This window comes from Sphingobium sp. WR1 (assembly GCF_059693745.1).
Genome location: NZ_JCATID010000004.1, coordinates 49,982 through 69,920 on the forward strand (window position 1 = coordinate 49,982; position 19,939 = coordinate 69,920).

Consider the following 19,939-nt stretch of genomic DNA (forward strand, 5'->3'; position numbering starts at 1 on the left):
GCGCCCGCGCCTCAAACAAGGAGACATGCCCATGCCGCTCCTCGCAATGCCATCAGCCTCGTCTATCCGCTGCACAGGCGCCCCGCTGCTGATGCTCGCCTCACTGCCCGCCTGCACCGCGATCGGCTCAGTCATGTCGCCCTATCCCGAAAAGTTCAGCTGCAAGAATAGCGACCATGGCCAGTGCATCCATCCCGAACGCGCCTATGAGGATGCGGTCGCAGGCGCGGTGTCGCGGTCCGATCCCAATGTCACGAACGACAAGAAGATGCTGAAAGGCAGTACCGCCGCAGCGCCCGCACCGATGGGACGCGCCAGGGGCAAGGGCGCCACACCTTATCTCGGCTATCGCGACAGCGTCTATCGCGAGCTTCAGGGACTGGTCGAGGCGCCAGTGACGCCAATGCTGCGCCCCGGCCGCACGATCCGTACGCTGATCCTTCCCTATGCCGACCGGGAGCGGCCCGACCGGCTCTACATGCCGCGCTATGTCTATTCGATCCTCGACAAGCCCCAATGGGTGGTCGGCGACTATCTGGTGAACCCCGTCAATCCGGCGGCCCCCGTACCCGTTCTCGAGCAGGTGAAGGCCAAGCCCACGCCGATGGAGACGAGCGACCTTCCCGCGCCGCCGCAGGAGCAAGGGCAATGAAGGCGCCCGGCACCCGCCATGGCGGCGGCATGACCTTCGAGCGGCTTCGCCAGAGCGTCTCGCGCGATGCCTATTCGGATTTTCTGCCGATGGTCGCCTGGGTCGAGGACGAGGAAGCCTTTCTCTGCATCGACGATGGCTGGGGCCAGGCCTGGGAACTCATTCCCTCCGCCTATCTCTTCGCGCACGTCCATCAGGCGCTGCTCGGCCTCCTCAACATCCAGTTCGCGCCTGGCACGGTGGTTCAGCTCCATTGCTTCGCCGACCCGCTGATCGACGATGCGCTCGACGCCTTCCTTGATTTGAAATCCCGTCCCGATCCGCTGATCCAGGCCTCGGCGCGCCGGACCCGCGATTATCTGCGAGACGGGACCCAGGGCCTTGACGCCCTACATGGCATTCCGCTGCGCAATTTCCGCCTGCTCCTCTCGATCAAGACCAGGAAGCCGCTTGGGGCCGACCTGCGGCGGCAGATTGAGGAACAGCTCTCCAAGCTCGGCATCGCCCGCCTCGCGCCCGAGGCGCTCGTCACCTTCTATCGCCGCATCTTCAACGGCGTGTTCGAGAACGCACCGGGGGTTTTTGCTCGCGGCAGCGACGACATGCCCGCGCGCCCGGTCCGCAAGCAACTGATCGATGCCGGCCCGGATCTCGTCTTCGATGGCCCGGAACTGTTCCTGGGCGACCAGGTCGCGCGGTGCCTGACACCGAAATCGCCGGCCCGATGTGTCACCGCCGAGCGCTGCAATCGTCTCCTGGGCGGGATGCGCGGCGCCTCGGAGGACAGCGACCAGATCGGCGGCCCCTTCCTCTACACGCTCAACATCCTCTTCGATCATTCGAGCTTCGAGATCCACAAGCGCGCGCAGATTCTCTCCGCGCAAAAGGCCGCCGGCAGCTTTGCCGTCGAGGTCGGCAAGCAGATCGAGGAGATCGGCTGGGTGCTCGACGAGGCGGGCAACAGCCGGTTCGTCTCGGTAATCCCGACCGTCTGGGTGTTCGGCCGCGACAGCGCGCAGGCCCGCGAGATGGCGGCGCGCGCCAAGCGCCTGTGGGAAAGCGAGCCACTGCCCTGGATGATGCAGGAGGAGAGCTATCTCAATCCGGTCCTGCTACCAATGGCGCTCCCCTTCGGCTTCTATCCCGACCGCAGGACGGTGCGGATGCTGGAGCGCGACCTTCCCATGCCCGCCAAGGCGGCAGCGCTTCTGGCGCCGGTTCAGACTGACTTTCGCGGCGGCGGGCGCCCCGCCCTTCTCTATGCCGGACGCAAGGGCCAGCTTATCACGCTCGATCTCTTCGATCCGCGCATCAACAATTATAATTTCATCGTCTCGGCCGAGAGCGGCGCCGGCAAAAGCTTCCTCCTCAATAACCTGTGCCAACAATATTATGCGCAAGGCGCGCTCATCCGGATTATCGATATCGGCGGTAGCTACCGGAAGCTCTGCACGCTTTGCTCAGGCCGCTATATCGACATTGGCGAGGAGCATCTCGTCCTCAATCCGTTCGACATGGGCTTCGCGCTCGACGGCGACGATCGACAGTCGGCCATTTCCATGGCGGTCGCCATCGTCGCGGAAATGGCCAATGCCGCGACCCGCAAGGGCGTCAGCACGTCCGAATGGAACCTGCTCAAGTCCGCGGTGCAGTGGACGATCGACAGTGGCCGGTCGGAAGCGGGGATCGACGCGGTGCGCGACTGGCTCGGCGCCTACCCCGCTCAGGCGACCAGCGATCTCGACAAGGTCGATCATCTGGTGCCCGCCGCGCGCGAGCTCGCCTTCAACCTGCGCGATTTTGCGAGTTCAGGCGCTTATGGCCATTATTTCAACGGCCCCTCGACCTTCGACATTTCCACCGACGAATTTGTCGTGCTGGAACTCGAACGCCTCAAGGCCATGCCCGACCTCTTCAACGTCATCGTCATGGTGGTCGTGAACGCGGTCACCCAGGAACTCTATCTCTCCGCCCGCGACCGGCCCCGTTTCGTGCTGTGCGACGAGGCCGCCCAGTTCATGACCCGCACCGACGGCCAGGACCTCTCGCGCCTCGCCGAAGTGTTCGGCCAGGGCTACAGGCGCGCGCGCAAATATCAGGGAAGCTTCGGCGTTGTCCTCCAGTCGATGAACGACCTGCTGCTCTTTGGCGGAACAGGTCAGGTGATCCTCGAAAATGCCGCGACGCGGTTCCTGCTCCAGGGATCGACCTATGACAGGGCGGTCGAGAACAAGATCCTCGATTATTCGGGCTTCGTCCTCGACCTCCTGAAGTCGGTCCGTAACAACAAGCCCCATTATAGCGAGGTCTTCATCGACTCGCCCCTGGGGCTCGGCATCGCCCGGCTCGTGGTCGACCCCTTCTCCTACTGGATCAACACCAGCGCGCCGCAGGAGGTGGCGGCGTTCGAGGCGCGGCTGCGCGCGGGGCTCTCGCCGCTCGAAGCGATCTGCGATCTCGCCGGCGTCGATGCGACAGAGATACTTGGACCTGCCGGACATTGGGAGGCGCTGTGATGAGCAAACCCTCTTTCGACAGCAACCAGCCCCGCTTCGAGTTCGAGCCCGATCCCGCGCTCGAAGCCTTCATCGAGAGGCGCGCGGCGGCCAAGGCCGAGGCGCAGGCGCTCACCTGGCGCTTCCGCCTCGTCACGATCGAAACGCTGATGATGGGCCTGCTCGTCGGCGCCGCGGGCCTTGCGCTCGGCAAACCTCCCTTCCTCGTCTTGCGCGCCGCCGTCATGGTCGCCGCCGGCTGTTTTGCGAGCGGCATCCTCCTCATCGGCCTCACTGGCGCGATCGACAAGGGGCTGCTCCGCCTGCGCACATGGTGGCGCACGCGATGAGCGGCATCCTCTCCCCGTGCCCAGCACCTGGGCCCATCCGGCTCCTGGTAGGAACCCAGCTCATGCTGCTCGTCCAGTCCCTGCTGCTCTACGAAGCGTCGGACGCGCTGCCCTCCGCGCTGCAGTTCCTTCTGCTCGCGACCTGGATATTGGGCACCGCCGCGCTCATCGCTGCGGTCCGCGGCGGCCAGGATGAAGGCGAACCCTGGTGGAGGCGCCGCCATGATCGTTGAGCAGCGCTTCCCTGACTTTACCCGGCACGCTCTGATCGGCGCGCTGATGCTGGCTGTCTCCTGCGAAACCCAGGCGAGCGCCGCGACCTCGACGATCGGCCGCACCTGGCCCATCGCCGAACCTGACGCGATGAGCGAGATCGAGGCCCGCGTCGCGAAAGCTCCGGACATGGCGCGGCAATTCGGGCCGCGATCGAACTGGTCGGCGATGCACGCGGCGCAGCTTGGGGTTGCAAAGGCCGACCGGGTTCGCAGCCTCATCCCCTTCTATACGGTCGAGAGCGATATCACGCTGCCCGATGGGCGCATCCTCTACCCCAGGGGCTTTACCTTCAATCCACTCGACCATGTGTCGCTGCCCCAGCGCCTCGTCATCGTCCATCCGCGCGACCTTGATTGGGCGCTGCGCCAGGTGCGCCTCACCGATTTCATTCTGCTGACCGCGGGCGACGCGCTCGACCTGTCCGAACGCACCGGCCGTCCGCTCTTCATCCTGGAGGAACGAGTCAAGGCGCGCCTCGGCCTCACCGTCGCGCCGGTGATCGTCCGGCAGTCGGGAAAGCGGCTCATCCTGACCGAATTCGGCCCGGAGCGCCGGTCCGTCGCCGGCGCAGACGCCCGATGAGCAAGATCAGACGATCAGCGGACCGCGATCTGTCGCCCAAGACCGCTCTAGGCGCCGAGCAGTGCGTGGATCTGCGCGACGGGGAGATAAAGACGCAGAGGCACGTCCGGCAAGGGCATGAAGCCGTAGCGCATATAAAGCTGTTTACGCCGTTCAACCTTCGCCGCGTCACCGCAGTCAAGAATGTCGAGCAGCACGATGGTGATACCGACATCCTTCGCGGCGCGACCGATGCGCTTCAAGGCATCGGCGAGCAGCAGGCTCCCAAACCCCTTGCCCTGGAAACGGGCGTCGACCCCGATCATCGATATGAACGCGGCCGGGATCTGGCCATGCCCCGGCCTGCTGCGCGTGAACGAGACAGGCAGGTGCGAATAATCGACGCTATGCGCGTTGAGCGTGTAGAAACCGATCAGCTCTTCGCCTGGAGACAGCAAAGCGAAGGCGCGGACATTGTCCGCCCGCGCGAGCTTGCTCGCCGTCTTGCGCAGATAATTGTCGACCTGGTCTGTCCCCGAGACAAATGCCGTCCGGTCATGCCGCGCCGGATCGAGCGGCTCGATGATCATGCGCGATCCGTCCACAAATCCTCGCTCCTAGCGGCCCTCGATCGTCTGCTCGTGCCGGGCAAATGCCTCACGCAGCGCGTCGGAGGGCGGGGCCGGATGTTCAAGCGCCTGGAGGATCGCATCGAAATCCTGCCGACTGACGATCGTCCGCTCATGGGTCTGGATCGTTTCCAGGGCCGCCTTATAGGCCGCATTCATCACGAAGGCGGAATCATCGACGCCGCACCAGGCCGCAGCCTGCTGGATCGCCTGCTTGATATGCGGCTTGGTCCGAAAATTCATGCGCACCGTGCTGCGCTCGTTGATTGCAGCGGTCGCATCGTCAAACGCTCGCATCGCCAGAACCTCATCTTTCCCGTTCGAAGCATTATGTACGCCTTGGAGGCGCACATTACAAGTCTATCGGTTTTCCAGCCGGCACGGCGGATTAGGCAAATTCTGGCCCTTGGTCTGGTCGGTTTCGCAGCTGGAACGGCGGCGCCGGCACATGCCTCCAAATGCGAGGCAGGCACCATTTTCAATCCGCTGACCAAGGTGCGCTGGACCTGCATCTTCCCGATCACCATTGGCGGCGTGCGGGTCGGCAGTTTCGACAAGCTCGACAAGGAACTCGACGCCCAATCCGCCTCGAAGCCGCTCTGCGCCTGCCGCAAGGGCGCGACCTTCTGGTTCGGCGTGAAGGTGAGCTTCTGGTCGCCCAACCGGATGATCGACGTGGTCACCGAACCCGGATGCATGATGGCCCTTGGCGCCGATCTGCTGCCGACCGGTGGCCGGCTCCAGGGCAGTCAGTCCTCCATCGCCGACGGCACGAACAGCCAGAAGCTGTTCGCCCAGATGCACTATTATATCTCGCCGGTCTGGAAGATGCTCGACATGTTCACCGACCTCCCCTGCATCGAGGACGACGGTTTCGACGTCGCCATGATCACCGAAGTCCTGCCAACCTGGCAGTCGGGGACGCTGGGCGCAATCATCCAGCCCGAGGGCATTCTCTTCGGCAATCCCGCAGCGGGTCTTGCCTGCATGGCCGACAGCGCGGCGGCGGCGGCCGGCAAGGTCATCGACCCACTCTTCTGGTGCATGGGAAGCTGGGGGGCGACCTATCCCGTGGCGGGCGACATCCATTTTGGCGACAGCGTCGAGGCCTGGGCCGGGCTTGCGGCGCGCGGCACTTATCTGATGGGGCGGCTTGGCGCGCTCACCATCAGCTCGGCCGACGGCTGTTCGTTCAAGGCCCAGCCGATCTGGACCAAGAGCCGCTACAAGCTCCAGATCATGGAGCCGGTCAAGGGCGGCAAATGCGTCAATATCGGCCGTCCCGGCGCACTCTGGTCCTCGGCCAAACATGCTCCGGGCAAGGACAACGCCCAGTTCATGTCCTTTGAAAAGGTGATCTGCTGCGCGGGGGTCTCGACCCCATGAGCCGATCCCCTCCCCCAAGCCCCGCAGCGACCCGGCTCTCTGCCCGGTCTGCCCGCCAAGGCCATGTCGGCCCGGCCGGACGCTGCGCGGGTGGAGCGGCGCCGGCGCCATCCGGCGCCGCTCCTTTCCCGGTTTCTTCTCCTGTGGCTTGGAAGACGCAGGAGAAGGAGGTCGGCACGGCCGGATATACCCCCGGCGAGCGAGGCTACCCCCCTCTGCCTGAAGCCCCGTTCGCTTCGGCCGTGCTGACCATAGTAAATGGACGGGCAGCCTTCCGCTGTCTGTCGGCGCCTTCCGACGTCGCCGCACTTTGCCCCCTGTTTCGCCTGCGCTGGGTGGGTGGCTCCGGCAGAGACGAGGGTCAGTCGTGAAACTCCATATCTCCGCCGGCCTGGCCGGCCTCTGCGTGCTACTCGCACAGCTCGCACAGGCGCAAACGGCCAGCACGCAGGACATGGATGCACGGGCGCGGGCCGCCGCGGCGGCCTCGCGCGCCAGGTCATCGGACAGCGAGGCGATCACCACCAATTATCTGACGCCGGGCCTTGCCAACCAGCCGATAAGCACAGTCGACAACAGCCGCAGCTTCACGCCCAACCTTGCCTGCCAGCAGAGCGCCACCATGCTCGAACTGCTGGTCCAGCCCGGCGCCACCGGCGACATCACCCATCTTTCGATCGCGCAGGACAAGGATCTGGATGGCCATTTCGATTCCAACCTGACCGTGCCGGTCCCGGTCTCGGGCATTTGCGCCAATGGCGTCATTGCCTGCGATCCGGGGAGCTGGAACAATTGCCGGTCCTTCCAATGGGACGTCGCCGCGTCTGGCGACCTCAAGCTCACGCAAGTCGATTTGCCCGCGCTTTCCGGCTGCTATTGCGTCAATGCCAGCTGCGGCGCGAACCTCGTCGCGGGCAACCTGCCCTCGGTGCTGAAGGATCTGGGCGGCGGGGTCGTCGGCGCGCTCACGACCGCAGATCCCCGGATCGGCGTCGCGCAGGCGAGCATCGAGGGACCGGTCATCCGCTATACAGGCGCGCAGACCACCGCCTGTACAAATTCGCCGCAGGTCTTGGCCACCGCCTATCGCGCCAATCCGACCGCGATCAGCGGGGACGCGTCTTCGGCCTCGAAGACAAGTTCGGTCTTTACCGCGCTCGCCGCCTCTCCCGCCGGCAATGGCAAGGCGGAGGAGACACGCAGCTGCACGATCGAGCGCGAGATCACCGTCAAGGCATGGGATTTTGAAGATATCGTCGCGGCCAGCGGCTCCATCACATCGACCAGCAGCTGTGGCACCGGGTGCCTCCGGTTCGAGATCCGGGGCGCGGGCAGTTGCGGCAGCAACCCGCCCGTCTATGCGGTCAACTTCACGCCGCTCGATGCCGCGCGTATCCGATCGGCGCGGATCGTCGAGATGGGCGCGGACGACTGGGTCCAGGCCCGGATCAACGGCGTGGTCGTGGGCTATGCCGGAAAGCGGCCCTGGACCGGCGATGCCCTCCCCTCGGGCGACTGCCGCATCAGCGACGATCCCTGGTACAACCGCAATCCCGTCGACTTCACTGCGCAATTGCAGGCCGGCGCTACCGCGGTCGGCGCGCGCATGCGCGGCGGGGGCGGCGGCAATTGGGGCTATGTGACCGTCGAGATCCAGGTCGACACAGACTGCGAGGTCTCCGAGCGGCTGGTGAACCTGTGCGCAGGCTATGCGGGCGACACCGCCTGCCGCCTCACCCAGGAGGATGTCGATGGCGTCGAGACGGTCCGCAACGGCGTCAATACCGGACTCAAGCCCCTGCCCCAGACCAGGCTGTTCGGCACTGGAAGATGCACCTACCAATATAGCCGCGACTTTTTCCTGCGAACCCGGCGCTACGCCTGCCTGATCGACACATCGGGAACCACGCAGCCCGATCTTTCACGCGCCGCCTATATCATCGATCATTCGACCGAGACGCTGCTCGCCGATCAGACGCGTGGTGCCGACGGCTCGCTCAGCCAGACCACCCGCGCCTTTACCCTGCCCGACCGCCCCACGGTGGCAGCCTGCGAATCCGTCTGCAAGACCAGAGCACCCAGCGCCAATAGTGGCGTCGCGCCGGCCGGAACCGTCGCGCAAAAGCAGAATGTGCCGGTAGGCTGGGACAGCTTCTATCATGTCTGCGCCAGCGACAATGTCTGTCCGCTGGGTCCGGGCGAAGAGATCGTCTCAAACTGCGGCTGCCTTGATGATTTTCCCGAGGCGGTCGTCATGATGCAGACTGTAAGGCTCGCCGGTTCCGATCTGGCCTGCACGGCCGCCAGCCGATGATGCGTCGCCTCGCCATCGCCTGCGCTGTAGCGCCCCTCTCCCTTGTAGCTTTGGCGTCCCCGACCCATGCCGCACAGCTCTGCGCCGCAGACCTCAATGGCAATGGCGATGCCGCCGACGCGGGCGAAATGGCGCAGTGCCTGACGACAGCCGATGGCGTATCGCTCTGTCCGATCGGCAAGGTCGATTGTGTGGCGGATAGCAGCGGGGCCTATGGCTGCCCTCTGGGCGCGGCCTATGCCTGCCTCACCCCGTTCGGCGGCGGCGTGCCCGCCTGCTCTTCCCATAGCTGCATCGATACGAGCGTCACCCCGATCGAGACGGAGGAGCCGGTCGATGATCCGGGCGCACCCGCCGACGGGCCGGTCGATGCCGAGGGCAATTGCCTTGGCACCATCGAGATTTTCGGCGGACGCGCGCTGCGTTGCCGCCCGCCAGGGGCGAGCACTATTTTCCAGAATTGCTGCAAGGATAAGGGTAGAATCGTCAAAGACGGGATGGGCGGTTCACTCAGTTCGATCACGACCAAGATCGCGATCGCCAAGGGCGTCTTCACGGGCATGAAAGCGGCCTACACCGCCTTTAAAGCCGGTGCGACCGCGAGCGAGGCGGCGAGCGCGGGCGCTAACGCGATCATCGTCGGTATCGATCCCACCTCGATCGCGATCAGCCTCGCCGTCAACTATATGATCGAACTGTTGCTCCAGGGCTGCGACCAACAGGATATGGAGACCGGCATGCTGCGGGGCTCGGACATGTGCCATGAGGTCGGCAGCTATTGCGTGTCGAGCATCCTTGGCGTCTGCATCCAGAAGGCGATCGGCCATTGCTGCTTCAACACCAAGCTTGGCCGGATCATCCAGGAACAGGGCCGGCCCCAACTCGCGGCCTTCAATGAGCTTGGCTGGGGCACCCCCAAACATCCTTATTGCCGCGGCTTTTCTCCGCAAGAGTTTCAGGCGCTCGATTTCAGCCGGATGGATCTCTCCGAATATTATGCCGACATCGAGGCCCGCGCCCAATCCGACATCCAGATCGACATGAAGGACAAGGTCGATGCCTATCTGCGCACCATCACGCCCTGACCGGCGGCAACGGGTCAGCCCCTCGCTGCTGTTAGCCTTCGCTTCGATTGGCGTTGCCAGCCCGGCAGGCGCGACCGAACCGGTCGATGCCGAACCGCCGACGCCGACAAAAGCACAAGCGGGTCCAACGTCCATTCCCGTTCCGGGCGAAGCGATGCGCAGGCGGGCTTTCGACGCGCTCGGGCGCAGGGGCCGCTTCCCCGAGATCGAAGCCCGGGCGAAAGCGGACCGGCAGGCGGCGACCGAGCGCATGGCGGCAGAACATGACGCCATGCAGGCGAGGCTTTACCAGGCGCTTGGCCTTGCTATTCCCAATGATCCCACTGCGCCAAAGCCTCGCACCCCTACAAGCAAGGCCTGGGTGCCGCTGATCTTCGCCTCTTCCTCCATGCCGATCCCGACCCTGCGCAATTATGCCGCGCAGCTCGAAAAGGCGGGCGGCGTCATCGCTTTTCGCGGCGTGCCGGGCGGCCTCAGCCACATCGGCCCGATGGCGAAACTGAGCGCTCGGATATTGCGGCTTGATCCGGGATGCGAGGGACCGGCCTGCGCCATGCGCAGTGTCCAGCTCGTCGTCGACCCGATCCTGTTCCGCCAGCATGGCATTGCCCGCGTGCCTGCCTTCGCGATGGTACCGGGCGATCCCACCCTCCCCTATTGCGAGCGCGACGAGGAGAGCGGCCCTCGCGCGAGCCACATCGTCTATGGCGATGCCGCGCTATCGGGCCTGATCGAAGAATATGCCCGCCTTGGCGGAAAGGAGGAGGTCAGCGATGCTGCGTCTCGCCTGTCTCGCCGCTAGGGCCGCCTGGCCTCGCATGAGGGCGCTCCCTGCCGACGCCGCCTTGGCGCTGGGCGGCGCGGTCGGGGGTCAGCCGGCCAATGGTCGGCGCTTCTGGACGATGCTGGCGCTGATCCTGCCCGTCGCTTCGCTTACCTCGCTCGGTCTCTCCCGCGTCACGCTGGTGATGAGCCCGTCGATCGACGCCTGGGCGGTCAGCCCTGTGCCCGGGCCGATCAGCAAGGGCGACCTCGTTCAGTTCATGCTCTCCCATCCGGTGGCGGGGCCAAGGCCCGTCAGCGTCACCAAGCGCGCCCTCTGCATGCCCGGCGAGCGGCTGCGCGAAATCGAGCGTCCGGCGGTTGACGGTAAGCCGGGAAGCCGCAGTTGGTATTATTGTGGGCGAAGCTTCCTCGGCGCGAGCCGGCCCTTCGGCCGCGATGGTCAGATCCTTCCCCATCTGCGCTGGGGCGATCGGCCGATCCCGCCCGGCTATATCTATGTCGGCTCCGATCATGCCGGCGGTTTTGACAGCCGCTATTTCGGGCCGGTGCGGATCGAGCGCCTGACCCGCATGGAGCGCATCCTGTGAGGGCGCGCATCCTTGCGCCGGCGCTGACGATGCTGCTGTCCATCCCGGCGGTCGCGCAGGAACCTTCGGCGCGACAGGGATATTGGTGGTATGTCCCCAAGCCCGATCCGGCTGAGCCCGGCGCAGCGGACATCAAGGCGCCCGTCATTCCGCCCATGGCCGATCTTGCCAGATGGTCGCCACCTCGGATCGCCAGGCTCATCATCGAGCAGCGCGATTATGCCGCGACCGTGCTGACGGTTGAGGCTGTGTCGGATTTCTGGCGGCTGCAGGATTTTGCCCGCCGCAAGGCCCGCGCCTTTGCCGGCGTCACTCAGCTCGCCATGCTCGCCCATCCTGAACTGAGCGCCAAATCCGCCAATCCCATGGTCGGCGACGCGCGCGATGCGCTGGGGGCGGAGAAGGACGCCGTTCGTCGCTCCTACCTCCGCTCGCGCGGGAGCGAGTTTGCGCTGGTCATGTTCTCGCGCGCCTCCTGCGGCTATTGCCGGGTGCAATGGCCGATCATCCAGCGCTTCCAGGAGGAGACGGGCTGGCAGGTGATGCGTCAGGATCTCGACCAGAAGCCTGAGCTCAGCGCCCGCTTCGGGGTCGAGGTGACGCCCACCACCATGGTCATCCGCCGCAACTCAAGCCAGCGCATGGTCATCGCCAATGGCGTCGAGGCCTTCCCGACGCTGATCCAGACCGCCTATCAGGCGGTCAAGCTTCTCTCCGGCGATATCCGGCCCGAACAGTTCCTGACCGGCGCGGGCGAGGAGAATGGCTTCTTCGATGCGCTGGCCAATGGGCCGGTGGCGGCGGGTGATCCTGCAGGCACGACGGGAGCGCGGCCATGAAGAAGGCGGCCACCTTCGCGATCTTCGCCGTCCTGCCAATGCTTGTGCTCGCTCCAATCTACGCTGCTGTCGCCGAGCCGGATCGCGCCTTGGCCGCACGCGCCGCCATCCATCCCGTCACAACCCAGGCGGAGATGCGGGCCTGGCTCGCCCGGGTTCCGCAAACCCGCGACTATCCTCCAGACTTCGACGCCACGCTCAAAGGTCAGGGCGCGGCGTTCATCATCGAGATGAGCACCACCCCCGGCTGCGTCCCTTGCGGCGATCTCTGGACCAGGCTGCTTGCGCTCAAGTCCCGATACGGCCTGACAGTCCGCACGATCGGGGAACCGGAAGCCATGCTGCGATCGGGGCGACTAGGTCTCCCCTGGATCGGCCATCCGGTCCTCTGGCTACGCCCGGTCTCCGACAGCGGCCGCACCCTGCCGATGGCGATCGGTACCGATCATGCGGTCAATATCGCGCGCAATCTCTATCTCGGCATTAAGATGCAGACCGGCGTACGTCCGGCCGTCGGCGTGCGGGCCATGGCCAAATTCACCGGGATCGTCGGGCTACCGGCGCAATCCGCACCCTCCCATCGTCGGAAAGGCTGAGCAATGGCGGGCTCGGTCTCTCTCCTTCCCCCCCATGCTTTCGGAGTCCGCCATGGCCCTCGCCGTCCTTGCCCCTGCATTTTTGAACCTGCGCCGCCTTTGCCGTCCGATCCCCTTGCTGGGGGCAATGCTGGTCGCAAGCTGCGGCATGACCGTCGCGCCCGCCCATGCCCAAAGCTGGGCCGAGCATTGGTTCGACAATGTGACCTATACCAGCCCCGGCAGTTTCGAGGACCAGACCCGCGGCTATGTGACCGCCGGCGGCATGTCGGGCCGGATCGATGTCCATAGCGATTATCTGACTAGCCTCACCCTCCCCAAGGTGAAGGCGGGCTGCGGCGGCATCGACATGTTCTTAGGGGGCATGTCCTTCCTCGACCCCGACTATCTCGTCCAGAAGCTCGAAAGCATCCTCCAGGCCGCGCCCGCCGTCGCCTTCCAATATCTGCTCGAGACGCTCGACGAGAAGATGGGGAACATCATCTCGAAGATGGAGGCGGCAACCAATTTCCTCAATTCCATCCAGGTCAACGACTGCCGCCTCGCCAACCGCATGGTTCAGATCGCCAAAGGTGACGATAATATGTCGGGCATCATCGAGGAGATGACCGGCTACAAATCGGTGAAAGAAGGTTACGCCAAAAGCTATCAGCAGAGCCGCGAGAAGATCCAGGCGAACGGCAACAGTCCGACGGAGGATCTGAAGGATGCGCTCGCCAACTGTCCGGCGGAAGTAACCGACATCTTCCGCACCGGGTCGCTGCTCGCGCATGCCGCCTCGCGCGTCGGCGCGTCGGACTGGGCGGGCGTGATGCGCGCCCGGGTGGGTGACGTGTATATGCGCTGGGACGCCACCGACAAGGTGCCACTGTTTGCCGCTATCCCCGCCTGCGCGGCGCAGGATACCGAATCCTCCGATGATTTCCTGAGCGGCCGGGTGATGCGCCGCGCGCTCGCCATGCCGCCGACCGCCGCCGACTGCACCCAGGATGGCGGCAAGGGCGCGCTGGCGCTCACCCGCGAGCGCATGACTGCCATCGCCGAGAAAATCCGCACGCGCGCGGCGCTGACGGCCGAGGAGCGGCAGTTCGTCGCCAATGTCCGCACCCTGCCGGTCTACCGCATGCTCGAATGGGGTGTGCGCCAGGATGTGGTGGATTCGGTGATCGGCGATACCGACGAGCTGGTTGCGCTGACCCTTGCCTATCAGATGCTGAACGACCTTTCGCGCAGCATCGATTTCGCGCTCTCCAACGCGGAGCGCGGCACCAATGCCGCGGGCGCCAGCAACGGGACGAGCGCCAATATCTGCCAGACCCGCATTCTCACCAAGGGGATCGAGCAACTGCGGGACCTGCGCGAGGAGGTGCTGCGCCAGCGCGCGCAGATGCGCCAATCCTATCTCGCCGCCCTCTCCCAGGCCAATCTCTCGACCGGCTATGCGGGCCTCATCCGCCAGCGCGACCGCGATGCGCGCGATGCGGCCGGCGCGGCCGCCAACCGCAATCGCTGAGTGGGGACACGATTGATGCAACGCTTTGCCCGCACCCTCGCCAGCCTGACGGCGATCTCGATCACCTCCCCTGCTCTCGCGCTGGAGACAAGTTTCCACAGCTATGACGGCTTTGCCGAAACGGTCGATGCCTTCCGCCTCGTCTCGATGATCTTCGCCGATCCGCGCTATGAGACGCTGGTGCTGATCGTCGCGGTGGTGGGCCTCGCGCTGGGCGCCGTGCTCGCCATGATCCGTGGCACCGGCATGGGCTTGGTCGCCTTCGGCCTCCAGATGCTGGTTGGTATCGGTCTTTTCGTCGGCCTGGTCGCGACCACCGGCACCGTCCATGTCTATGACCGGGTGCGCAATGCCTATCAGCCGGTCGGCGATGTTCCGAACCTGATCGTCCTGGTGGCGGGCGTCACCAACATGATGGAGCGCGCGCTCGCCGAGACGATCGACGACAACACGCTCGCCCCCCATGCCAAGCTCGAGTTTGGCGCTGGCGGCCATGCCTTCGACCTGTTCCTGAATGCGGTGAGCCCGCGCGGTCCCATGACCGATGCCTTTCTCGATGCCACGATCAAGGATTATGTGCGCCAATGCTATCCGGTGGCCCGGGTTTCGCCCGCTTACGCGATCGACGACGACCAGTTGTTCCGCACCAGCACCGACCTCCCCGCATCCTTCGCGGCGATGGCGGGGCCGGCGACGTTCAGCACGGTGTTTACCGCTGCCGACAAGGGCGGGACGACGGTCAGCTGCAACGAGGCCTGGGAGCATATCGCGGACCGGCTGTCCGATCCGGCGGTGTTCGAAGGCTATTCGATGCAGGTCTGCCAGCGCACCGGCTATGACATCGACAAGCCCGACCAGCTCGCCCGCTGCCGCAGCAATCTTTCCGAGATGGGCGACATGATGCTGGGTACGCCGCTCACCGCCCAGGCCTTCCTCACTGATGTGCTGCTGGGAACCAGCGTAGGCGATGTATTGTTCGAGGACAGTCCGGCGACCGCCTCGCGGGTGATGGCCAACCGGGCCGTGGCCGCGGGCGGCCTGGCGACCATGTCGACCGCCAATGAATGGATGCCGACGATCCGCGCGACCGTGTTCGGGATCATGCTGTTCATGATGCCGATCGCCCTCCTGTTCGTCCTCACCCCCATCAACCTGCGGGTCGCGAGCTTTGCGCTGGGGCTGTTCGTGTTCGTAGCGCTCTGGGGCGTCATCGATGCGGGCATCTATCAGCTGACGCTGGGTCGGGCGATGGCGGTGCTGGCCGAGATGCGGTCCAACCATCTGGCGGCCAATGCCTGGATGCTGGCCCCTTCCTCGGCGATGAAGGCGCTGGCGATCTTCGGGAGCTTTCGCACTGCGGCGGCGGGCCTGGCCGGCGCGTTCGTGTTCACGGTGTTCCGCTTTTCGGGCAATGTCTTCTCCTCCTTTACCGGCGGGTCGCTGGGTGTCCAGGCGCAAGGATCGGCTGCCGCCGCTGGCGTGTCCACATCCGAGGGTCTCGCTTCCGCGCTCGAAGCGCAGGCCTCGGCCATGGGCACGGGCGCGCGCCGTGGTGCCGCGTCGACCTTCGGGGATTTTGGCGAGCGATCGAGCTTCGGCGCCAATCGGAGTTTCGGCGCGGCGGGCGCGGTCATGGCATCCCATGGCACTGGCGCGCCCGGCGGCGCGGCGATGGGGCTTGGCGCGCTCGATTCCGCCCGCGAGATGGGCGGCCTTGCGCCCGCGCTTCATGGCCGGGACCTGGGTGACCCGGCAACGATCAGCGCGGTTCGCGCGGCGGCGGCTACCGGCGCCATCCACAATTTTGCCGAGAAGGATGCGCTGCGGAGCCTCGGAAACCGCTATTTTGGCGCAGGTGAGGCCGGCGAGAAGGCGTTCGGCGCCTTCACCCAGGGGCTGGTCCAGTGGCGGGCCTTCGGCGACACCCGCGCTTATGGCATGATGATGCAGGCGGCTACCCGGCATTTTGAACGGGCTGGTTATGGCACCCAGGATGCCGAACTCAAGGCGAGCGGCGTCGTGGCCGAGGCCAGCGCCGATCCGACGTTCGCCAAGCTCATCGCCAATAGCTTCGCGCAGGAGGCAATGCTTCGCAATGATCTGACGGCAGCGCAGGTGCAGGTCGGGGCGATGGAAGGACGGCGCGACTATGCGGGAGACAGGGTCGCACGGGTGGAGCGCGGCAATGTCGCGACCGAACAGGCCCACCGCACGGGCGGCAACGAAGGCCAGCGCAACGCTGTTGTCATGCTGGGCCTGCCCGTTGACGAGATGAGCCGCCGCATCGCCTTCATCAACGCCCTCTCCGGCGAAGCGCGTTCGTCTGCCATCACACAGCTCTCCCGCGCCACTGGCCGCAATGAGGCCCAGGTCGCCAAGGCCCTTGAAACGTATCGGGCCGCCACGGAGCTCGGCACCGCAGATGGGGCGACCGCCGAGGCGGCGCGCGAGGGATCGAGCGTCTATGGTCGGACCCGGGAGGCCGCAGGATATGACTTTGCCGAGCGATCAGGCAAGCTCGATGCCCAGCGCGAGGTCGGCCATGACGGCACCCGCAGCGCCGCGCGTATCGGAGAACAGCGACGGCAGTCGGAGAATTTTGGCTTTGCGCAAGGCGCCGAGGCGGCAGGCATGTCGACGCGGGAAGCCGCCCGTCTCGACAGCTTCATTCGGACCCTGGCCGATGCAAGCGGCAATCAGCTCGACATGGCGGAAGGCGGCGCAGATGGCATTGCCGACCGGGCGCGAAACGCCCGGATGACCAGCATCGTCGAACGCGAGCGCCTGTCGCGGATGCAGGGGCTGCTGCGCGCCAACGGCATCGATATGAGCAAGCGGCAGATCGCCATGGACCAGAATGGCGACTTCAGCCTCAACCTGACACCCGCGACCACAGCGCAGATGTGGAAGGCGGGCCTGCTCAACGAGAGCCAGCTTGGCGCGGTCGCCAATGGCGGCCATGCGCGGTTCAGCCTCGCTCATAATGACCTTCTCGTCTCCAGCAGCGCCGGGTTCGAGAAATCCGCCCGCAACGACACCAGCACACGGTTCGAAGCGGGCAAACAAGCTGGCCCCGACACGATCGAGCATTTCATGGGCGGCGGCGCCGAAGGCCGGGCTGCCATGGCGAACTGGCTGCGCGGCGGGTTCGAAATGGACCGAAAGGGCAATTGGCGTCTCAAACCGCAGGTCGCGGACACGCTACAGCGCGACGTGCAGGCGATCATAGCTCAGACAGGGTGGGAGCGCTCGATCGCAAGATCGGCACAAGATCAGAATACATTCAGCATATCGGCACAAGGCGAGATTGCAGGTTCTACATCGAGTGGACGCGGCTCAAGCGGCCGAGCTCTACCGAATGCTGCTGCCGGGCGCGTGGGCGGATCGATCGGCTTTTCAACACAGGAGACCGGATCGACTAACGAAGTGGCAAGCGCTCAACTGAGCGTGGTGAATTACGATGTTCGACAAGCGATCTCAGATTCCGAACGCGCTGCATCTAAATCTGGGAACCCGGCAGAAGCATTCACCAGCCATCTCGCGACCGAAATCCTCGGCCCGCAAGGCCTGCGAAATAGATATTTGCGCGAGGGGGATAGCAGTCGGGGAACGGCAGACATCAACGCGCCTGTTACGTCCATGGAGCAATCGTCGATTCTGCATACGGGCCGCCTTTCAACCGATCTCGGTCACGGACCCATGGATGGGAACCCAGAGTTCAAGACCCGCGATTGATGTAGCCCGGATTGAGAGGGTTCAAGGGACTGCCGATCCAGAAAGCGCCAGAGGTAGGTTCAAGCGGATCGACCTCTTTCGGCATCCCTGATGGGCCGAGTTTCCGTTTTCTCCAATATTCCTCCTCGTCCATCTCATCCTCGTCAGTCGCAGGCAATCGGGCCAGCCAGCATTTGAGAAATCCAAACGAGAGGACGAGCGCTACGATTGGCGGAAAGAAGAAGACGTTCAGATATCCACCGGCAGCGGAATGATAAATTTCAGCCAGGGCGTCAATCTTGAGCGATGCGAGCATGCCCAGCCAATAGACGGGTACGCCACTCCACCAGAGCTTTGCATGCCACGGTCGCCAAATCCAATTCCTGAGATGGAGTTCGCTGCGTTCTTGTTCCGTGCCGTCGGGTTCAATGGTTGAAGCCATCATCAATTCCTCTTCACCAAACCTATCATCTTGGCCCGACTCCGAAAATAGCGAACCATCGGATATAAGGATGTTTCGACCTTTGCTCATCTGCTCTCGTGGAGCAGCTTGATCCTCCGCGCGCCACTGAGCTTGCCCTCCCTCTTCCCTTCCTGCACGTCCAACTTTCCCCGGAAGTTTCCCATCTCACTGAATGTGGTTTCCCTTGGGTAAGATCAGCAATTTAATTGATTCTCTTGCAATTCGAGGGCATCTTACCGTTGGCCGGGCAGACCTCGTTCATGAGGTGGATAATGCCTAAAAAATTTCGATGCCATCGGCTGCGCCGGAGGTCGTCACATCTGCTGCGAAAGATCGCCGTACCGATACCCTTTGGCGCATTGCCACGGTTGCTAAGCGAACAGGTCTCTCCCGCGCAACCATTTACAGGCTGGAAGCGGCGGGCAACTTCCCCCGCCGACAGCAGATCAGCCCAAGGTGCGTCGGATGGTATGGAAGCGATATCGAGGATTTCATCGCAAACCCGATTGCCTTCATTCGATCCGTGGAAAGGCGATCTCCTCGGCGATGACGGCCGGTCCTGCGACTAAATGCAGTTACGCAGTTGCGACGATCCAGTTCGGCAACGGAAGGTAGCTCGACAATATCCACCGGTCCCGCCTTACCACCTCTCATCGCCTGTAATGTATTGACATTGTCGTTACAGATCGATATATTAGAGGCACAAAGGAAAGCATGAAACCATGGCGCAGACGGCACAGCCTCATTCGAACCGACGTTCTCCGGCACCCAAGAATGATGTCATTCAGATTCGAGCCTCTGCAAGCATGAAGGCCATCCTCACCCGTGCCGCGTCTTTGCGCGGCCAGAAGCTCTCCGAATTCATGCTCGACAGCGCGCGCCGGGAGGCAGAGGACGCAATCTTGGACCAGCGCACCTTCTTTCTGGACGCCGAGCAGCATGATCAGTTCCTGGCCATGCTCGACTCTCCGCCTGCGCCGTCAGAACGGCTGAAAAAGCTGATGCAGCGGAAACCGGTGTGGGAAAGCTAACACCCGGCTAGCGATAGCTTCATGGCGAGAATCCGCATCACCGCGCCAGAGCGTCTGGCCGCGCAACATGACGTCAAAAACTTTGCAAATGGCGCGCATGGATCGCTGGACGCCTGGTTGAACGATCGCGCACTCGCAAGCGAAGGCAATTCGGCGCGCACCTATGTGGTGTGTGACGCAGCACAGCCCCAGCGGGTGGTCGGCTATTACACGATCACCACCGCGATGGAGCAGCGCGTGGCCCTGCCGTCAGCAAAGCTGCGGCGCGGCATGCCCGAGCAAGTCCCGCTGCTGCTGATTGCCCGGCTCGCCGTCGATGCGGGGTATCAAGCTATTGGCCTTGGCGCCGACCTGCTGGCCGATGCGCTGCGGCGCTGCGCGGCAGCATCGGAAGTCGTCGGTGCCCGGGCCGTGATCGTTCATGCTATCGATGAAAAGGCAGCCGCGTTCTACGCCCGGCACGGTTTCATAGCTTCGCCATTGGGCGATCTGGTGATGCTGCTGCCTATCGAAACGGTCAGGTCGCTTATGGATGACGAAACGGTCGATTAGTCCAGATTTCCGCAAGACCTATCGAAGATAAATAGTGGCTTATGCTTTTTTTGCGTTGATAACCTAAGACAATATCTGGCTATTTTAATCCATTGGAGAAAATTACAGGT

At 64.2% G+C, this 19,939-nt stretch carries 20 protein-coding genes; 17 read left to right on the top strand and 3 right to left on the bottom strand.

Features of this window, described 5'->3' with window-relative positions; genetic code table 11:
* The first annotated feature begins 31 nt into the window (after positions 1–31).
* The 5 genes from AC58EF_RS06845 (at position 32) to AC58EF_RS06865 (ending at position 4,355) form a co-directional block, all read left to right on the top strand.
* On the top strand, positions 32–652 hold the full coding sequence (locus tag AC58EF_RS06845) for a TraV family lipoprotein (protein WP_497275527.1): 621 nt from the start codon (positions 32–34) through the stop codon (positions 650–652).
* The gene (locus AC58EF_RS06850) at positions 649–3,168 is read left to right on the top strand and encodes a TraC family protein (RefSeq protein ID WP_497275529.1); all 2,520 of its coding nucleotides are present in this window, start codon (positions 649–651) and stop codon (positions 3,166–3,168) included. Before AC58EF_RS06845 ends, AC58EF_RS06850 begins: the two co-directional genes overlap by 4 nt.
* Entirely contained in the window at positions 3,168–3,497 is a 330-nt protein-coding gene (locus AC58EF_RS06855; protein WP_497275531.1) for a hypothetical protein, read from the top strand. The genes AC58EF_RS06850 and AC58EF_RS06855 overlap by 1 nt, the downstream gene beginning before the upstream one ends.
* Before the next feature lie 62 nt (positions 3,498–3,559).
* Positions 3,560–3,730: a hypothetical protein gene (locus AC58EF_RS06860; protein ID WP_497275533.1), complete on the top strand. Its 171-nt coding sequence runs from the start codon at positions 3,560–3,562 to the stop codon at positions 3,728–3,730.
* The gene (locus tag AC58EF_RS06865; protein ID WP_497275535.1) at positions 3,720–4,355 is read left to right on the top strand and encodes a conjugal transfer protein TraW; all 636 of its coding nucleotides are present in this window, start codon (positions 3,720–3,722) and stop codon (positions 4,353–4,355) included. Before AC58EF_RS06860 ends, AC58EF_RS06865 begins: the two co-directional genes overlap by 11 nt.
* A 47-nt stretch (positions 4,356–4,402) precedes the next feature.
* Here AC58EF_RS06865 and AC58EF_RS06870 read toward each other — a convergent pair whose 3' ends face one another.
* Together AC58EF_RS06870 and AC58EF_RS06875 are read right to left on the bottom strand one after the other, a co-directional pair.
* Positions 4,403–4,939 (bottom strand): GNAT family N-acetyltransferase, encoded by a 537-nt coding sequence (locus tag AC58EF_RS06870; RefSeq protein WP_497275536.1) that lies wholly within the window; start codon positions 4,937–4,939, stop codon positions 4,403–4,405.
* Positions 4,940–4,951: 12 nt separating this feature from the next.
* A complete protein-coding gene (locus AC58EF_RS06875) occupies positions 4,952–5,260 on the bottom strand; it encodes a type II toxin-antitoxin system TacA family antitoxin (protein ID WP_497275537.1) in 309 nt (102 codons plus the stop codon).
* Positions 5,261–5,293: 33 nt separating this feature from the next.
* On the opposite strand from AC58EF_RS06875, the gene AC58EF_RS06880 reads away from it, so the two are divergent.
* The 9 genes from AC58EF_RS06880 (at position 5,294) to AC58EF_RS06920 (ending at position 17,804) form a co-directional block, all read left to right on the top strand.
* The gene (locus tag AC58EF_RS06880; protein ID WP_497275539.1) at positions 5,294–6,349 is read left to right on the top strand and encodes a TraU family protein; all 1,056 of its coding nucleotides are present in this window, start codon (positions 5,294–5,296) and stop codon (positions 6,347–6,349) included.
* A 454-nt stretch (positions 6,350–6,803) separates the two neighbouring features.
* Entirely contained in the window at positions 6,804–8,663 is a 1,860-nt protein-coding gene (locus AC58EF_RS06885; RefSeq protein ID WP_497275840.1) for a hypothetical protein, read from the top strand.
* On the top strand, positions 8,663–9,748 hold the full coding sequence (gene traN / locus AC58EF_RS06890) for a conjugal transfer protein TraN (RefSeq protein WP_497275841.1): 1,086 nt from the start codon (positions 8,663–8,665) through the stop codon (positions 9,746–9,748). The genes AC58EF_RS06885 and traN overlap by 1 nt, the downstream gene beginning before the upstream one ends.
* Positions 9,720–10,550 carry a type-F conjugative transfer system pilin assembly protein TrbC gene (locus AC58EF_RS06895; RefSeq protein WP_497275541.1) on the top strand — a complete coding sequence of 277 codons (831 nt, stop codon included), beginning with the start codon at positions 9,720–9,722 and terminating at the stop codon, positions 10,548–10,550. The genes traN and AC58EF_RS06895 overlap by 29 nt, the downstream gene beginning before the upstream one ends.
* Positions 10,551–10,566: 16 nt before the next feature.
* Positions 10,567–11,121: a S26 family signal peptidase gene (locus AC58EF_RS06900; protein WP_497275543.1), complete on the top strand. Its 555-nt coding sequence runs from the start codon at positions 10,567–10,569 to the stop codon at positions 11,119–11,121.
* The gene (locus AC58EF_RS06905; protein ID WP_497275544.1) at positions 11,118–11,960 is read left to right on the top strand and encodes a conjugal transfer protein TraF; all 843 of its coding nucleotides are present in this window, start codon (positions 11,118–11,120) and stop codon (positions 11,958–11,960) included. Before AC58EF_RS06900 ends, AC58EF_RS06905 begins: the two co-directional genes overlap by 4 nt.
* Positions 11,957–12,556 carry a hypothetical protein gene (locus AC58EF_RS06910; protein WP_497275545.1) on the top strand — a complete coding sequence of 200 codons (600 nt, stop codon included), beginning with the start codon at positions 11,957–11,959 and terminating at the stop codon, positions 12,554–12,556. The genes AC58EF_RS06905 and AC58EF_RS06910 overlap by 4 nt, the downstream gene beginning before the upstream one ends.
* A 127-nt stretch (positions 12,557–12,683) precedes the next feature.
* Positions 12,684–14,069, top strand: coding sequence for a conjugal transfer protein TraH (locus AC58EF_RS06915; protein ID WP_497275842.1), 1,386 nt, complete (start codon positions 12,684–12,686; stop codon positions 14,067–14,069).
* Between the two features lie 15 nt (positions 14,070–14,084).
* Positions 14,085–17,804 (top strand): conjugal transfer protein TraG N-terminal domain-containing protein, encoded by a 3,720-nt coding sequence (locus AC58EF_RS06920; protein WP_497275547.1) that lies wholly within the window; start codon positions 14,085–14,087, stop codon positions 17,802–17,804.
* Here AC58EF_RS06920 and AC58EF_RS06925 read toward each other — a convergent pair.
* The gene (locus tag AC58EF_RS06925) at positions 17,788–18,315 is read right to left on the bottom strand and encodes a hypothetical protein (RefSeq protein ID WP_497275549.1); all 528 of its coding nucleotides are present in this window, start codon (positions 18,313–18,315) and stop codon (positions 17,788–17,790) included. The genes AC58EF_RS06920 and AC58EF_RS06925 overlap by 17 nt on opposite strands.
* 220 nt (positions 18,316–18,535) lie before the next feature.
* On the opposite strand from AC58EF_RS06925, the gene AC58EF_RS06930 reads away from it, so the two are divergent.
* From AC58EF_RS06930 to AC58EF_RS06940, 3 genes are all read left to right on the top strand, one after another.
* Positions 18,536–18,796, top strand: coding sequence for a helix-turn-helix transcriptional regulator (locus AC58EF_RS06930; protein ID WP_497275550.1), 261 nt, complete (start codon positions 18,536–18,538; stop codon positions 18,794–18,796).
* A 172-nt stretch (positions 18,797–18,968) separates the two neighbouring features.
* Entirely contained in the window at positions 18,969–19,277 is a 309-nt protein-coding gene (locus AC58EF_RS06935; protein WP_497275551.1) for a type II toxin-antitoxin system TacA family antitoxin, read from the top strand.
* A gap of 21 nt (positions 19,278–19,298) precedes the next feature.
* Positions 19,299–19,829, top strand: a complete 531-nt coding sequence (locus tag AC58EF_RS06940; protein ID WP_497275553.1) for a GNAT family N-acetyltransferase — start codon at positions 19,299–19,301, stop codon at positions 19,827–19,829.
* Positions 19,830–19,939 lie beyond the last annotated feature (110 nt).

Excerpts from the sequence above, each read along its gene's own strand:
- AC58EF_RS06860 (WP_497275533.1), top strand. The coding sequence starts at position 3,560 with ATGCTGCTCGTCCAGTCCCTGCTGCTCTACGAAGCGTCGGACGCGCTG.
- AC58EF_RS06920 (WP_497275547.1), top strand. The coding sequence starts at position 14,085 with ATGCAACGCTTTGCCCGCACCCTCGCCAGCCTGACGGCGATCTCGATC.
- AC58EF_RS06910 (WP_497275545.1), top strand. The coding sequence starts at position 11,957 with ATGAAGAAGGCGGCCACCTTCGCGATCTTCGCCGTCCTGCCAATGCTT.
- AC58EF_RS06925 (WP_497275549.1), bottom strand. The coding sequence starts at position 18,315 with ATGAGCAAAGGTCGAAACATCCTTATATCCGATGGTTCGCTATTTTCG.
- AC58EF_RS06930 (WP_497275550.1), top strand. The coding sequence starts at position 18,536 with ATGCCATCGGCTGCGCCGGAGGTCGTCACATCTGCTGCGAAAGATCGC.
- AC58EF_RS06855 (WP_497275531.1), top strand. The coding sequence starts at position 3,168 with ATGAGCAAACCCTCTTTCGACAGCAACCAGCCCCGCTTCGAGTTCGAG.
- AC58EF_RS06880 (WP_497275539.1), top strand. The coding sequence starts at position 5,294 with ATGTACGCCTTGGAGGCGCACATTACAAGTCTATCGGTTTTCCAGCCG.
- AC58EF_RS06845 (WP_497275527.1), top strand. The coding sequence starts at position 32 with ATGCCGCTCCTCGCAATGCCATCAGCCTCGTCTATCCGCTGCACAGGC.
- AC58EF_RS06900 (WP_497275543.1), top strand. The coding sequence starts at position 10,567 with ATGAGGGCGCTCCCTGCCGACGCCGCCTTGGCGCTGGGCGGCGCGGTC.
- AC58EF_RS06875 (WP_497275537.1), bottom strand. The coding sequence starts at position 5,260 with ATGCGAGCGTTTGACGATGCGACCGCTGCAATCAACGAGCGCAGCACG.
- AC58EF_RS06895 (WP_497275541.1), top strand. The coding sequence starts at position 9,720 with ATGCCTATCTGCGCACCATCACGCCCTGACCGGCGGCAACGGGTCAGC.
- AC58EF_RS06940 (WP_497275553.1), top strand. The coding sequence starts at position 19,299 with ATGGCGAGAATCCGCATCACCGCGCCAGAGCGTCTGGCCGCGCAACAT.
- AC58EF_RS06915 (WP_497275842.1), top strand. The coding sequence starts at position 12,684 with ATGCTGGTCGCAAGCTGCGGCATGACCGTCGCGCCCGCCCATGCCCAA.
- AC58EF_RS06885 (WP_497275840.1), top strand. The coding sequence starts at position 6,804 with ATGGATGCACGGGCGCGGGCCGCCGCGGCGGCCTCGCGCGCCAGGTCA.
- AC58EF_RS06935 (WP_497275551.1), top strand. The coding sequence starts at position 18,969 with ATGGCGCAGACGGCACAGCCTCATTCGAACCGACGTTCTCCGGCACCC.
- traN (WP_497275841.1), top strand. The coding sequence starts at position 8,663 with ATGCGTCGCCTCGCCATCGCCTGCGCTGTAGCGCCCCTCTCCCTTGTA.
- AC58EF_RS06865 (WP_497275535.1), top strand. The coding sequence starts at position 3,720 with ATGATCGTTGAGCAGCGCTTCCCTGACTTTACCCGGCACGCTCTGATC.
- AC58EF_RS06850 (WP_497275529.1), top strand. The coding sequence starts at position 649 with ATGAAGGCGCCCGGCACCCGCCATGGCGGCGGCATGACCTTCGAGCGG.